Consider the following 13,841-nt stretch of genomic DNA (forward strand, 5'->3'; position numbering starts at 1 on the left):
TCCCTTCCCGAACTCAGAAGTGAAACCTCTTAGCGCTGATGGTAGTGTGGGGTTACCCATGTGAGAGTAAGTCATCGCCAGCTCATTATTCTAAACACCCCCGTTCTAACGAATGGGGGTGTTTTTTATTGTGATAAAAAATATATGTGTGGGAAATAAATATAAAATTAAGCTACTCTAAAATTATTTACATAATTAGAAATTTAATATGCAATGGATCGTAGTTAAAACTTTCTCGTTTCCTTATGAGGCACAAATTGCAAAGACTCAACTAGAAGTATTTGAAATTCCTGTTTATATTGAAAATGAGCATACAATTAATATGGATTGGTTTTATTCTAATGCTTTAGGTGGGGTTCGTTTATTAGTTCCAGAAAACTATGTTGATGAAGCGAATTCATTTCTTGAAAAAGACTTTAGTGATGAGCTTGAACAAAAGTTTGGGGAGAGTAAAGAATGTTGCCCTGAGTGTGGAGGTTTGGATATAGAAGTTAATACTAAAGGAAAAAAATCTGCCTTTTTAGCGTTTATGTTTTTCGGCCTACCTTTATTTTCTTTTAAAAATGGTAATAGATGTAAGCGTTGTGGACACTTTTGGAATTAAATATATAGTAAACGATTATTAATTATCTTAATTATGGAACCTAATGTAGAAATATTGGATTTAGTTCTATCTTTGTAATTAATGTTCGAGGCAGAGAAGCCCTAGATATTAAAGAAAATAAATTATTTTGATGGCCATTCAATTTAATAAATATAAGGACTTATTTAATGGTAGATAAAAAACAGCTAACTCAAAAGCAAATAGAGTTACTCCTTGAATTATTAAAGAATAGATTTGAAAAAAATACACATCGTCATACAGAAATGAATTGGTTGGATGTGCAAAATAAACTAATTAAGGTCCCTGATAAACTTTGGTCATTGCAGGAAATGGAAAATACAGGAGGAGAACCTGATGTTATTGCTTATGATCAGCAGAAAGACGAATATCTATTTGTAGATTGCTCTCTTGAGACACCGAAAGGTCGTAGAAGCCTTTGTTATGATCGTGAGGCCCTAGAATCTAGAAAAGATCATCCTCCTAAAAATAGCGCAATAGATGTAGCTAAGGAAATGGGAGTTGAACTTTTAACAGAAGAGCAATATTACCAATTACAAGAAATTGAAGAGTTTGATCTTAAAACATCAAGTTGGCTCAAAACCCCAAATGAAATTCGTAAACTAGATGGAGCACTTTTTGCTGATCGTCGATATGGTCGTGTCTTTATTTACCATAATGGAGGGCAGTCTTATTATGCTGCCCGTGGTTTCCGTTGTTGCTTAAGAGTATAGGTATTGCATTGTATTTGAATAAAAAGAAGAGGCTTTGATGTTTTATGCCAAGAAAATGGAGATTCTTGCAACTTTTGATTGATGGCAAACATGACAAGATATGTTCTGGAATTAAATAAAAACATCAGGACATCTGTAGAAATGCAACCAAACCCAATTTACTATAATGAACAACATATTGCTTTTGCTGATAATGTTCGTCGATTTGTACAAAAAGAAATGGCACCTTTTGTTAATGAGTGGGATGAGGCTGAGACATTTCCTAGAGAGCTTTATAGAAAGGCTGCTGAAATTGGTCTATTAGGTTTAGGTTTTCCAGAAGAATATGGTGGTATTCTTGATGCAGATCCATTTTATTCATTACTGGCTGGTATTGAAATGGCAAAGGCAGGTTCTGGCGGCGTACATACCTCACTCATGGTACACACAATTGGCGCCCCTCCCATTCAGCATTTTGGAAGTGAGGAGTTAAAGGCTAGAGTCCTGCCAGGTATTATTTCCGGTGAAAAAATTTCTGCTTTAGCTATTACAGAGCCTGGTGGTGGCTCGGATGTCGCTGCATTGCAGACTAAAGCTATTTGTGATGGTGATTACTACATTGTCTCGGGTGAAAAGACGTTTATCACATCGGGAATTCGTGCAGATTACTATACAGTTGCAGTGCGTACAGACCCAACTAAAACAGGAGCTGAAGGTATTTCAATGTTGCTCGTTGATGCGCACAGTGAAGGAATTACTAAAACACCTTTAAAGAAAATGGGATGGTGGGCTTCTGATACGGCGCATTTGCATTTTGATCAAGTACGAGTACCTGCATCAAATCTGCTCGGCAAAGAAAACGCTGGTTTTAAAGTTATTATGAATAACTTTAATATGGAGCGGTTCTTCTTGGGAGTAGTCGCTTATGGGTATGCATTAGTCTGTTATGAAGAAGCTTTAGATTGGGCACAACAACGAAAAACTTTTGGTAAGAGATTAATTGATCATCAAGTGGTTCGTCATAAATTGGTAGATATGGCAACGCAATTAACCTCAACACGGGCATTGCTTGAAGAAACTGCATGGAAAATGACTCAGCCAAAACTACAAGGACCTGAGTTAGTAGCGCAAATTTCGATGCTGAAAAATGTTGCGACTCGCACTATGCAATTTTGTGCTGATGCAGCTGTACAAACATTAGGTGGTATGGGGTTTATGCGAGGTACCAAGTCGGAACGTATTTACCGTGAAGTGAAAGTCAATATGATAGGCGGTGGTGCTGAAGAAATTATGAAAGATTTAATTAGTAAACAGTTAAGGTATTGATTGTATTATGTTTTATTTAGCGCCTAAATTTTTCTTTAGATCGTCAAGTATTATTGTTAGTACTTGACGATTTGTTAAGTTTTATCCTGATTGAATATGGTGTTCATAGACTTTCAATTCACTATCTAACAATAAAATTTTATCGTCACAACTATAAATATATTTATGAGAATTTAATAAGAGTTTAGTATTCACTAAAGCCACTAACTTCTTATCAGCGATGAAACTGATTTCGTTACAAGGCTCATTCTTAGCAATTATAAAAGCTTTTTTAGTTATAGGTATTAATATTTCAATATTGGGCGTATTCAGCCCGAAAGAAAAGTTTTGCTCATCTTCCAGTGGATGAGTTAATACAAATGGATTGTCACTAATAATAATATATAAATCTGGCTCATTGATGACAAATAACTGGAAATATTTAGTTGTTAGATAGTTTTGTATTCTACTAAGAAGTTTTGTTTCAATTCTAATCAGATCTGTTTGATTAAAATTGAATTCATCCTTATTAGATATGGAGACATCTTTTTCCATACTCGTAATAACTTCTTTCATTTGCTCTAAAGGTTTTTGGACTAGTTGTCGAAAAAATGGTACTCGTAAATACAAAGCAGCCATAAGTAAAACTAGGTTTTGTCTTTCATTTCTTTGTGGGATTGACGCATATTTATTTATGTAATTAATGGCGAGGCTGATTTTAGGTTCAACTTGATTTGCATAGAAATCTTCAATAATTAATGGATCTATATGGCCTATTGTATAATAGTCACGTTGGGCACATGAGTCATTTGGACTTGTTTGAAAAGATTTGGTGTTATTGTTTGGAATACACCAAAATAATGATGTAGTTTTTCTATCCTTAGTAAATTCTTTTAAATAACATTTAGGAATATAGTGGTGTTTTGATTTTCTTCCCATAGATACCTTTAAGATTCAAAAAAATTGATTGTAATGATTTTATTTGTCTATCCGTTCTTCATTTAAAATTGCCCAACGTTCATGTTCTTTCCATATTTTTCCTCAAATTCTAAGATATTACAGAACTCATTTTAAAGCCATCTCCCAAACCATTTCATTTAACTCATCAATTTTGACTTTACCCTCAGCTTTATACCAAGTGACGGTCCATGAAATTGCGCCACCAACTAATCTCCGCCAAATAAAGGCATCATGCTTTACTTTGCCTTGAGTACGTAATTTTTCAATAATATCTAACCAGATTTGCTCATATTCATTACGCATTTTTAAAAGATAATCTTGTTTTTCTTTTGATAGGGCAAACCACTCATAAACCAAAACAGCCATGGCTGCACCTGTATCTCCAGTAATTGAAATGAGTTCAGATTTAATAAGAGCACGGAGTTGTTGTTCTGGATCGGTAGATTGAGCTGCCGCATCTTGTAAACGAGCAAGATTGTAAATAATGGTTTCCTCCATCACGTGAGCGAGGATGTCATCTTTACTTTTAAAGTGGTGGAATAAGCTTCCCGACTGGATTCCAATAAATTGAGCAAGTTCGCGTACGGTGGTTTTATCATAGCCTTGTTTGTGAAATAGATAGGCAGCCCCCCGTAATAAACGACCACGTGGGCTATCGTCAAAGCAAGAAATATTTGGAATCTGTTCAATTGAAGTAGCAATCATGCGAAAGCCGGATCCTTTATATAAAAAATACTTAACAGAAAAGTTTGCCAAATCTCATCATGTTTTAGCTGAGCTGTCGAGTTTGGCAGTTTTGGTCAATTTCACAATAACATTTTGCTCTTTACAAACCAAGCGCTTGCTTGGTAATGTTGAGTGTAATTTTTAAACAAAATAATGAGAAATAAGATGGCAAGTAATCAACAGGATGATGAGCGTGTCGTGAAAATAGGTTGTGCCTCTGGGTTTTGGGGAGATACCAATACTGCCGCTTTTCAGTTAGTGCATTTGACCGATATTAATTATTTGGTTTTTGATTATTTGTCCGAGATTACCATGTCGATTATGGCAAAAGCGAAGATGGTAGAACCGAAACATGGTTACGCTTTAGATTTTGTCAGTCGAGTCATGGCACCCTTACTAAAAAAAATTGCTGAAAAAAAGATTAAAGTGATTAGTAATGCGGGTGGTGTTAATCCATTAGCTTGTCGGGATGCCTTGCAAAAAATAATTAAAGAATATGGCCTAGATCTGAAAGTGGCTGTGATATTAGGCGATGATCTTTTGCCAAAACATGAGCAACTTAAGCAGCAAAATATTCAGGAAATGTTTAGCGGTGAAGCTTTGCCAGAACAGGTGGCGAGCAGTAATGCTTATTTAGGTGCGGTGGCTATTCGCGATGCTTTGAATTTAGGCGCAGATATCGTGATTACTGGTCGTGTTGTTGATTCGGCAGTGGTGCTTGCCCCTTTACTTCATGAATATCAATGGTCTTTAGATGACTATGACAAATTGGCACAAGGTTCCTTGGCAGGTCATGTGATTGAATGTGGTGCGCAATGTACAGGTGGTAATTTTACCGATTGGCAATTGGTGCCGGGCTTCGACAACATGGGGTTTCCAGTGGTTGAAGTGAGTGAAGATGGCTCATTTGTTGTAACTAAGCCTCAAGGTACAGGTGGTCTGGTTTCTAATGCTACTGTTGCAGAGCAAATTGTTTATGAAATTGGTAATCCTCAAGCGTATTTACTACCCGATGTAATTGCTGATTTCACTCAGGTGCATTTAGAACAAATCGGAGAGCATCGAGTTCGTGTGACGGGGGCAAAAGGACAAGCACCGACTGCACAATATAAAGTGAGTGCGACCTATCCTGATGGTTATCGGGTTTTAGTGAGTTTTTTAATTGCAGGACGTGAGGCACCACAAAAAGCACAAGTCATTGCCGATGCGATTTTGACGAAGTGTGAGCGTGTTTTAGCAATGCGTTCGGTGCCGCCATTTAGTGAAAAGTCGGTTGAAATCTTAGGTATTGAAAGTACCTATGGAGCACATGCCCAAACATTAAATAGCCGTGAAGTTGTGGTCAAAATAGCTGTAAAACAAATGTTTAAAGAAGCGTGTATGTTCTTTGCATCTGAAATTGCACAGGCTTCAACAGGTATGGCTCCAGCTTTGGCAGGTATTGTTGGTGGGCGGCCAAAAGCATCTCCAGTGATTAAGTTATTTTCATTTTTAATTGATAAAAATCAAATTAATATCGAAATCGATTTTGATGGGAACCGCTATCCGGTTGAGATTCCTCGGGACACTTCTACAGAGCAATTCAATACTTTAGCAGCGGGTGAAAGTGCGGTTTATCAAGGGAATGAAATTGAAGTTCCTTTGATTGAAATTGCGCATGCCCGCAGTGGTGATAAAGGCAATCATAGCAATATTGGCGTGATTGCGCGTAAAGCAGAATATTTACCGTGGATTCGTGCAGCACTGACTGAACAAGCTGTTGCAAGCTATATGCAACATGTTTTGGATGCTGAAAAGGGACGTGTAATTCGTTATGAATTACCAGGTTTAAATGCACTGAATTTCATGTTGGAAAATGCCTTGGGTGGGGGTGGCGTTGCAAGCCTGCGAATCGATCCGCAAGGAAAAGCATTTGCACAACAATTATTGGATATGCCTGTAAAAGTTCCGGCACATCTTTTAGAAAAATAAAATGAATGGATGAAACAAAGATGAGTTATCAATCAATATTTAGACCAGATGCTTTCGCCAATAAAGTCATTATTGTGACAGGTGGTGGCTCAGGAATTGGACGCTGTACGGCACATGAACTTGCCGCTTTGGGTGCACAAGTAGTGATTACAGGACGCAAAATTGAAAAATTAGAGAAAGTAAGCCAAGAAATTATAGAAGATGGGGGGTTAGTTCATTTCATTGTTTGTGATAACCGTGAAGAAGAACAAGTGAAAAATATGATTGCCGAAGTGATTGAGAAATTCGGCAAACTCGATGGTTTGGTAAATAATGCAGGCGGGCAGTTCCCCTCAGCTTTAGAGAATATTTCGGCGAATGGTTTCGATGCAGTCGTGCGTAATAATTTACACGCAACTTTCTATTTAATGCGTGAAGCTTATAACCAATGGATGGCTAAACATGGTGGCAGTATTGTCAATATGACTGCTGATATGTGGGGTGGCATGCCGGGAATGGGACATTCTGGTGCTGCGCGTTCAGGGGTTGATAACTTAACTAAAACAGCATCGGTTGAGTGGGGCAAATCTGGTGTTCGTGTAAATGCGGTTGCACCAGGGTGGATTGTATCATCTGGTATGGATAATTATAGCGGTGATTTTGCCAAAGTAATTATTCCAAGTCTTGCTGGCAATGTACCGTTAAAACGTATGGGGACTGAGTCAGAAGTGTCATCGGCGATTTGTTATTTACTGTCTGATGCTGCGGCTTTTGTTTCAGGTGTAACTTTGCGTATTGATGGCGCTGCATCGCAAGGAACACGCATGTATCCACTAGCTGATGCGACAAATAATCAGTCTTATAATGGTTTCCATCGCGCGTTTATTCCTGAAATTTTTCAGAAAAAGACTGAGGCTGAGGAGGAGTAACAGTGACTATTCTCCAATCCGAAATTACTGTTGGTAGTGAACAGTATCAAAAGAATAAAGAGGCACTGCTTACTCAGCTGAGTGAAGTCCGTGCAATTCAGCAAAAAAGCATTGATAAATCGTATGCTGCTAAACCGAAATTCGATAAAAAGGGCAAGATTCTGCCGCATGAGCGTGTACGGTTATTGCTCGATGCTGATTCACCTTTCGTTGAGCTTTGTGGTTTGGTTGGCTACAACATGCATGATGACAAGGATGGCTCCGAAGCTGGTGGTGGTGTAATTGCTGGGATTGGTTTTGTCAGTGGTGTGCGTTGTCTGGTCTCTGCAAGTAATAGTGCGATTAAAGGGGGGACCATGTCTCCTATGAGCGTACAGAAAACTTTGCGTTTGCAAAAAATTGCCTTAGAACAAAAACTCCCGCTGATTACGCTGACCGAAAGTGGCGGTGCTAACTTAAATTATGCAGCTGAAGTATTTACCTATGGTGGTATGACTTTTGCGAATCAGGCACGTTTGTCTGCGGCAGGTATTCCACAACTTGCAGTGGTACATGGGAATGCAACGGCAGGAGGAGCTTATCAACCAGGTCTTTCGGATTATGTCATTGCTGTACGTAAGCAAACCGAAATGCTTCTTGCAGGGCCACCTTTACTATTAGCTGCGACTGGTGAAGTTGCAACAGCTGAAGAGTTGGGCGGAGCAGAAATGCATGCACAGGTTGCAGGAACAGCAGAATACTTAGCAGAAAATGATGCCGATGGGATTCGACTTGCACGTGAAATTTTTGAACACCTGAATTGGAAAGAGCAAATCAAACCAGTTGATGTGAATTATAAAGAGCCTCGTTACGATACCGAGGAACTGTTGGGTGTTATTCCAAGTGATCCTAAACAACCATTTGATATGAAAGAAGTGGTTGCCCGCATTATTGACGATTCAGATTTTCTAGAATTTAAGCAGGAATATGATGATTTAACGGTATGTGGCTGGGCAAAAGTTGGTGGTTTGCATATCGGTATTATTACCAATAATGGTCCGATTACCCCTCAAGGAGCAGCGAAAGCAGCTCAGTTTATTCACTTATGTGAACAGACCAACCGTCCGTTATTATTCTTACATAACACTACTGGCTTTATGGTGGGAACCGATGCCGAGCAAAATGGCATTATTAAGCATGGCTCAAAACTGATTCAAGCGGTTGCCAATTGTACTGTACCTAAAATTTCAATTGTTGTGGCAGGGTCGTATGGTGCTGGCAACTACGCGATGTGTGGTCGAAGCCTATCACCAGACTTTATTTTTGCTTGGCCAAATTCGCATGTTGCCGTAATGGGTGCTGCTCAAGCCGGAAAAGTGCTACGCATTGTGGCTGAAGGAAAACAAAAAGCTTCCGGTCAGGAACCGAATCCGCAAATGCTCGATTTTCTTGAGCAAAGCACGGCCATGAAATTGGAACAACAATCTACCGCGCTTTTCAATACGGCCATGCTACATGACGATGGCATTATTGATCCCCGAGATACCCGAAAATTATTAATTTTCCTTTTACAAACCATTTATGAAGCACAGCAACGAGAGCTAAATTCAACTCGTTTTGGTGTGTCCCGTTTTTAATCAACCTTTACCGCAATTAAAAAAATTAATAGGAATAACGCAATGAAATTTACTGCCGAACATGAAGCATTACGCCGTACAGCTCGTCAATTTGTTCAAAATGAGCTGAATCCACATATTCCAGAATGGGAAGCTGCGGGACGTTTCCCAATCCACGATGTATTTAAAAAGATGGGTGATCTTGGTTTATTGGGGATTTGTAAGCCTGAGGAAAATTGCGGTTTAGCGTTAGATTATTCTTATAACCTTGTAGTTGCAGAAGAAATTGGCTATGCAGCTTGTGGCGGGGTGCCTTTAGCTATTGGTGTACAAACGGACATGGCAACACCTGCTTTGGCACGTTTTGGTAGTAAAGAGTTACGTGATGAGTTTTTAACACCAGCCATTGCTGGGGAATATGTGGCATCGATTGCAGTATCAGAAGTGCATGCAGGTTCGGATGTTGCTGCTATTAAAACAACAGCAAAAAAAGATGGCGATGACTATGTCATTAACGGCAGCAAAATGTGGATTACAAACTCATTGCAGGCCGACTTCTTTTGTCTTTTAGCCAACACATCTGACGATAAACCTCACGTCAACAAGTCGATGATTATTGTGCCAGCAAAAACTAAAGGGATTAGTTTTTCAGAGCCACTTAATAAATTAGGGATGCGTTCAACAACCACAGCACAAGTTTATTTAGACAATGTACGTGTACCTCAGCGTAACTTGGTGGGTGTTGAAGGTATGGGTTTTATGATGCAAATGATGCAATTTCAGGAAGAGCGCCTATGGGCTTGTGCCAATGCCATTGGTGGGTTGCAGCATTGTATTCAGCAAACGATTAATTACACCAAAGAACGTACTACTTTTGGTCAGCCACTCATTAATAACCAATATATTCATTTCCGTTTTGCTGAACTCATGACCGAAGTGGAAGCACTCAAAGCGTTAACTTATCAAGCGTGCGAACAGCATATTGCAGGCGAAGATGTAACGATGTTGGCGTCTATGGCAAAGCTCAAAGCTGGACGTTTAACTCGTGAAGTTGCTGATAGTTGTCTGCAATACTGGGGCGGCAATGGCTTCATGTGGGATAACCCTGCGTCGCAGCTGTATCGTGATGGCCGCCTAGGGTCTATTGGGGGCGGGGCAGATGAGATTATGTTGGGGATTATCTGTAAGTTGATGGACATTCTGCCTAAAAAGCAGAAATAAAAATAAGGAATACACCATGACACTTTCGACATCTTTACAAGCTTTAGATCTTGATGACAGCATTCAATTAGAACAAGACAGCAGTATTTTATACCTTTGGTTAAATCGACCAGAGAGCCGTAATGCCATGAACTTGAATATGGTAAATGCCATTCAACAAGTTTTTGCTACTATTCGCGGTGACCTTTCGATTCGTGCGGTGATTATCCGTGGCGAAGGCGGGACTTTTTGTGCAGGTGGTGACATTAAAGATATGGCTGCTTTACGAATTGAAGCGACCAATGTCGGTACCTTGCAACCTTATGCTGATTTTAATCGCCATTTTGGTGCCATGCTTGAGCAAGTTGAAGCTGCACCGCAAACGGTTGTGGTGATTTTAGAGGGTGCGGTGTTAGGTGGGGGATTTGGTCTGGCATGTGTTTCCGATGTTGCCATTAGCCGTGACAATACCCAGTTTGGTTTACCTGAAACGGGGCTAGGCGTAATTCCTGCGCAAATTGCTCCTTTTGTGGTGAAACGTATTGGCCTGACTCAGGCACGCCGACTTGCTTTACTCGGCATGCGTTTTGAAGGACATACGGCACTGAGTGTCGGTGTGGTTCATCAAATTGCACATAATGAAATTGAACTTGAGCAAGCTTTACAAGAAACAATTCAACACATTAAACGTGCCGCACCCAAGGCTTCCCGCGTGACTAAAGCACTGTTACATCGAGCGCTCAATGAGCCTTTGAGTGATTTATTAGATGATGCTGCACAGCAGTTTGCTCAAGCAGTTGGTGGTACCGAGGGACAAGAAGGAACGATGGCTTTTATTCAGAAACGGTTGCCGAATTGGACCGATGAATCATAAGCGATAGGAATAAAAATAATGAAATTTTCAAAAGTACTGATTGCCAATCGTGGTGAAATTGCAGTTCGAGTCATGCAAACTGCTAAGGCAATGGGCTATCAAACTGTCGCAGTTTATTCCGATGCAGACCGTCATGCTCGCCATGTGCAAGAGGCCGTTGAAGCTGTCTATATTGGCGCTTCAAAAGTATCTGAGTCATATCTTTCAATTACCAAGATAATAGATGCATGCAAAAAGACAGGTGCTGATGCAGTTCACCCTGGCTATGGTTTTTTGTCAGAAAATACTGATTTTGCTCAGGCATGTATCGACAACCAGATTACATTTATTGGGCCTACCGCTTCTGCAATTGAGTTAATGGGCAGTAAACGCCTTTCAAAAATCGCCATGATTGAGGCGGGCGTTCCTTGTGTGCCGGGGTATGAAGGTGACCGACAAGACCTTGAATATTTAGCAACTCAAGCTGAGCAGATTGGCTTTCCAATTATGGTCAAAGCTTCTGCGGGTGGTGGCGGTCGTGGCATGCGTTTGGTACAGCAAGCATCCGAGTTGTTTGAGGCATTACAAACCGCACGTTCAGAAGCTGAAAATGCTTTTGGTTCAGGTGAGCTTATTTTAGAAAAAGCTGTCATTGCTCCGCGCCATGTCGAGATTCAGGTTTTTGGGGATACACATGGCAATTACGTGTATTTGTTTGAGCGTGATTGTTCGATCCAGCGTCGTCATCAGAAAGTTGTTGAAGAAGCGCCGTGTCCGGTGATGACGCCTGAACTACGCCAGCAAATGGGTGAGGCTGCTGTAGCCGCAGCAAAAGCATGTGCTTATGTCGGTGCGGGAACGGTTGAATTTTTACTTGATGCATCGGGTGCATTTTATTTTTTGGAAATGAATACCCGCTTACAGGTAGAACATCCTGTGACTGAGCTTATTACTGGATTAGACTTGGTTGAATGGCAGTTGCGTGTTGCCAATGGTGAAAAGTTACCTTTAAAACAACATGAATTGACTTTAAACGGACATGCTATTGAAGTACGTTTGTATGCAGAAGATCCACGGCAAGATTTCTTACCCCAAACAGGACAAGTTCTGCGTTGGCAGCCAGCAACTTTGCCAAATGTACGGATTGATCATGGCATGTTGGCAACGGATGAGGTTAGCCCATTTTATGACCCGATGGTGGCGAAGGTGATCGCATATGGGAAAACCCGTGAGGATGCGATTCGCTTACTGGCGCGTGCAGTTGATGACTGTGTGTTGCTAGGTGTAAATAGTAATAAGCAGTTTTTGGTCAATTTACTGCGACATCCAGTCGTGGTTGCAGGGGATACCAATACCGCATTCATTCAACAGCATTTTCAAAATGACAGCAGTCTACATAAGCAGGTTCTATCTTTAGAAACCTTAGCCATTGCTGCTGCATTCTTTAGTCAAAGTACAGGTACTGCGGTGTGGCAAACTGGTCTAGGTGTGCCATTACCATTAAAGCTTAAATATGATGATCAGCAAGTTCAATTGCAGCTTTCATCTGTAAATAACAGGTTTACGGTAGAGCTCTGTGAGCAAATTGTAAGTATTGAGGTTGTTGAAAAAACAGCGGAACAATTAATCTATCTGTTGGATGGCGTGCGTCACCGTGTGCAATATGTATTGGATGGCGATCAGCTTTATCTAGATAGAGATAATGGTAATGTTGCAATTCGCAACGTAACTTATGCCGCCCCAGAGATAGCTGATGTGGCTGGTGATGGCAAAATTCGTGCTCCGATGGATGGTGCGGTAGTAAATATCTTGGTCAATAAAGGTGATCAAGTCATAAAAGGCCAAACTTTATTAGTGCTTGAAGCCATGAAAATCCAACAGCAGATTAAATCGGATGTGGATGGAGTGGTTGATGATGTTTTAGGTCAGCAAGGGCAGCAAGTAAAAAAACGGCAGATGTTATTTACTATTCAAATCTAGTAAAAAATACCGCTCTATATGAGCGGTATTTTACTTTAAATGAGGAGTCCTGATTTATTCTCCATCGGCCTCTGCAATTGTCTGACTTGCTTTTTTTAGGCTATATAGTAGTTGACCTAAAAGGACTTCTTTATTACTTAGCGTCACCATAACCATCGGGTGATGAACAGCAGGAATAGCAGTTAAAATGGCCTTGCCATTATCTGCATCTAAAGTAATGTTGTTACAGCCCGTGAGTTGAATCTCTTTTAAAAATGCAGTGACCATTGCCAAAATTGAGCTACTTACGGCTGCTAACTTAGTAGTGTTATGGTGGTTCTTGTGGCTCACTGTTCCTAATTCAAAACCATCAGAAGAGCAAATCATGACAAAATCTACACCACGCGTATTCATCAAAATATTATGAGCTTCGGCTTTTGCAAGTTGTAGTAACTGTGTTGGAGCGGTTCGTTTTTGAGTTGGGATACTAAGCATGATCATTCCCTTGAGATGTTGAGCCTACCTTGACTTCAAGTGATGCAATTAATGATTCAACCATCATTAAAATTTGTTCTTGCTCACGTGCATCAATAAAAAAAAGAGGGTATGGTAGTGCATTTGCTTTTATCCAGTGACGATATTGTTGAAGTGATGACTCTTTATTTTCGTCAACATGAGTAATACCAATCGCAATATTGTCGTTATAATTTTTAAAGGTTTCTAAATAGCTTTCTAACTCGGCAATTGGATCAGAACTATTATGATCTAATAATAAAATAACACCGATTGCACCTTCACAAATGACCGACCATATAAAATCAAAACGGCTTTGTCCTGGGGTTCCATAGAGTCCGATTTTGATTCCGTCATCTAAAGTAATTTCGCCATAATCAATGCCTACAGTGGTCTGGGTTTTCTGGTGGCTTTGAACATCTGTATTGAATGCTTCTGTTTCTAGAATTGGAATTTCAGATAGCGATTTAATCGCTTCTGTTTTTCCTGCCCCCATGCTACCTGCAAAGACAATTTTATATTGCTGTATAATCATAA

The 13,841-nt window shown here is 40.0% G+C and carries 13 protein-coding genes and 1 rRNA gene; 10 read left to right on the forward strand and 4 right to left on the reverse strand.

The genetic code is table 11. The features are described 5' to 3' along the window. The 4 genes from rrf to JGE69_RS17745 form a co-directional block, all read left to right on the forward strand. Positions 1-83 (forward strand): 5S ribosomal RNA (rrf, locus tag JGE69_RS17730); the annotation flags it as partial. Between the two features lie 125 nt (positions 84-208). Next, positions 209-604, forward strand: coding sequence for a DUF2007 domain-containing protein (locus JGE69_RS17735; RefSeq protein WP_199114277.1), 396 nt, complete (start codon positions 209-211; stop codon positions 602-604). Positions 605-771: 167 nt separating this feature from the next. Next, positions 772-1,335, forward strand: coding sequence for a DUF4256 domain-containing protein (locus JGE69_RS17740; protein WP_199114279.1), 564 nt, complete (start codon positions 772-774; stop codon positions 1,333-1,335). A 141-nt stretch (positions 1,336-1,476) separates the two neighbouring features. Continuing rightward, on the forward strand, positions 1,477-2,640 hold the full coding sequence (locus JGE69_RS17745; protein ID WP_199114313.1) for an acyl-CoA dehydrogenase family protein: 1,164 nt from the start codon (positions 1,477-1,479) through the stop codon (positions 2,638-2,640). Positions 2,641-2,721: 81 nt separating this feature from the next. On the opposite strand, the gene JGE69_RS17750 is transcribed toward JGE69_RS17745, so the two are convergent. After that, positions 2,722-3,558 (reverse strand): DUF4238 domain-containing protein, encoded by an 837-nt coding sequence (locus JGE69_RS17750; protein ID WP_199114281.1) that lies wholly within the window; start codon positions 3,556-3,558, stop codon positions 2,722-2,724. Between the two features lie 126 nt (positions 3,559-3,684). Next, positions 3,685-4,284, reverse strand: coding sequence for a TetR/AcrR family transcriptional regulator (locus JGE69_RS17755; protein ID WP_199114283.1), 600 nt, complete (start codon positions 4,282-4,284; stop codon positions 3,685-3,687). 186 nt (positions 4,285-4,470) lie between these two features. Here JGE69_RS17755 and JGE69_RS17760 point away from each other — a divergent pair, with 186 nt between their 5' ends. From JGE69_RS17760 to JGE69_RS17785, 6 genes are read left to right on the forward strand one after another with little or no spacing between them, the layout of a single operon-like run. Then, the gene (locus JGE69_RS17760; protein WP_199114285.1) at positions 4,471-6,276 is read left to right on the forward strand and encodes an acyclic terpene utilization AtuA family protein; all 1,806 of its coding nucleotides are present in this window, start codon (positions 4,471-4,473) and stop codon (positions 6,274-6,276) included. Positions 6,277-6,296: 20 nt separating this feature from the next. Beyond that, positions 6,297-7,184, forward strand: coding sequence for an SDR family oxidoreductase (locus JGE69_RS17765; RefSeq protein WP_199114287.1), 888 nt, complete (start codon positions 6,297-6,299; stop codon positions 7,182-7,184). A gap of 2 nt (positions 7,185-7,186) precedes the next feature. After that, positions 7,187-8,800: an acyl-CoA carboxylase subunit beta gene (locus tag JGE69_RS17770; protein ID WP_199114289.1), complete on the forward strand. Its 1,614-nt coding sequence runs from the start codon at positions 7,187-7,189 to the stop codon at positions 8,798-8,800. Between the two features lie 42 nt (positions 8,801-8,842). Beyond that, positions 8,843-10,000, forward strand: a complete 1,158-nt coding sequence (locus JGE69_RS17775; protein WP_199114291.1) for an acyl-CoA dehydrogenase family protein — start codon at positions 8,843-8,845, stop codon at positions 9,998-10,000. Positions 10,001-10,016: 16 nt separating this feature from the next. Beyond that, entirely contained in the window at positions 10,017-10,853 is an 837-nt protein-coding gene (locus JGE69_RS17780) for an enoyl-CoA hydratase/isomerase family protein (protein ID WP_199114293.1), read from the forward strand. Positions 10,854-10,871: 18 nt separating this feature from the next. Further along, positions 10,872-12,812: an acetyl/propionyl/methylcrotonyl-CoA carboxylase subunit alpha gene (locus JGE69_RS17785; RefSeq protein ID WP_199114295.1), complete on the forward strand. Its 1,941-nt coding sequence runs from the start codon at positions 10,872-10,874 to the stop codon at positions 12,810-12,812. A 54-nt stretch (positions 12,813-12,866) separates the two neighbouring features. Here JGE69_RS17785 and JGE69_RS17790 read toward each other — a convergent pair whose 3' ends face one another. Further along, complete coding sequence (locus JGE69_RS17790; RefSeq protein WP_151282655.1) at positions 12,867-13,286, reverse strand: roadblock/LC7 domain-containing protein; 420 nt, start codon at positions 13,284-13,286, stop codon at positions 12,867-12,869. After that, a complete protein-coding gene (locus tag JGE69_RS17795) occupies positions 13,279-13,839 on the reverse strand; it encodes a GTP-binding protein (RefSeq protein WP_199114297.1) in 561 nt (186 codons plus the stop codon). Before JGE69_RS17795 ends, JGE69_RS17790 begins: the two co-directional genes overlap by 8 nt. Positions 13,840-13,841 lie beyond the last annotated feature (2 nt).

It is taken from the genome of Acinetobacter sp. C13, from assembly GCF_016809775.1.
Lineage (GTDB): Bacteria > Pseudomonadota > Gammaproteobacteria > Pseudomonadales > Moraxellaceae > Acinetobacter > Acinetobacter pittii.

Excerpts from the sequence above, each read along its gene's own strand:
- JGE69_RS17735 (WP_199114277.1), top strand. The coding sequence starts at position 209 with ATGCAATGGATCGTAGTTAAAACTTTCTCGTTTCCTTATGAGGCACAA.
- JGE69_RS17740 (WP_199114279.1), top strand. The coding sequence starts at position 772 with ATGGTAGATAAAAAACAGCTAACTCAAAAGCAAATAGAGTTACTCCTT.
- JGE69_RS17745 (WP_199114313.1), top strand. The coding sequence starts at position 1,477 with ATGCAACCAAACCCAATTTACTATAATGAACAACATATTGCTTTTGCT.
- JGE69_RS17750 (WP_199114281.1), bottom strand. The coding sequence starts at position 3,558 with ATGGGAAGAAAATCAAAACACCACTATATTCCTAAATGTTATTTAAAA.
- JGE69_RS17755 (WP_199114283.1), bottom strand. The coding sequence starts at position 4,284 with ATGATTGCTACTTCAATTGAACAGATTCCAAATATTTCTTGCTTTGAC.
- JGE69_RS17760 (WP_199114285.1), top strand. The coding sequence starts at position 4,471 with ATGGCAAGTAATCAACAGGATGATGAGCGTGTCGTGAAAATAGGTTGT.
- JGE69_RS17765 (WP_199114287.1), top strand. The coding sequence starts at position 6,297 with ATGAGTTATCAATCAATATTTAGACCAGATGCTTTCGCCAATAAAGTC.
- JGE69_RS17775 (WP_199114291.1), top strand. The coding sequence starts at position 8,843 with ATGAAATTTACTGCCGAACATGAAGCATTACGCCGTACAGCTCGTCAA.
- JGE69_RS17780 (WP_199114293.1), top strand. The coding sequence starts at position 10,017 with ATGACACTTTCGACATCTTTACAAGCTTTAGATCTTGATGACAGCATT.
- JGE69_RS17785 (WP_199114295.1), top strand. The coding sequence starts at position 10,872 with ATGAAATTTTCAAAAGTACTGATTGCCAATCGTGGTGAAATTGCAGTT.
- JGE69_RS17790 (WP_151282655.1), bottom strand. The coding sequence starts at position 13,286 with ATGCTTAGTATCCCAACTCAAAAACGAACCGCTCCAACACAGTTACTA.
- JGE69_RS17795 (WP_199114297.1), bottom strand. The coding sequence starts at position 13,839 with ATGATTATACAGCAATATAAAATTGTCTTTGCAGGTAGCATGGGGGCA.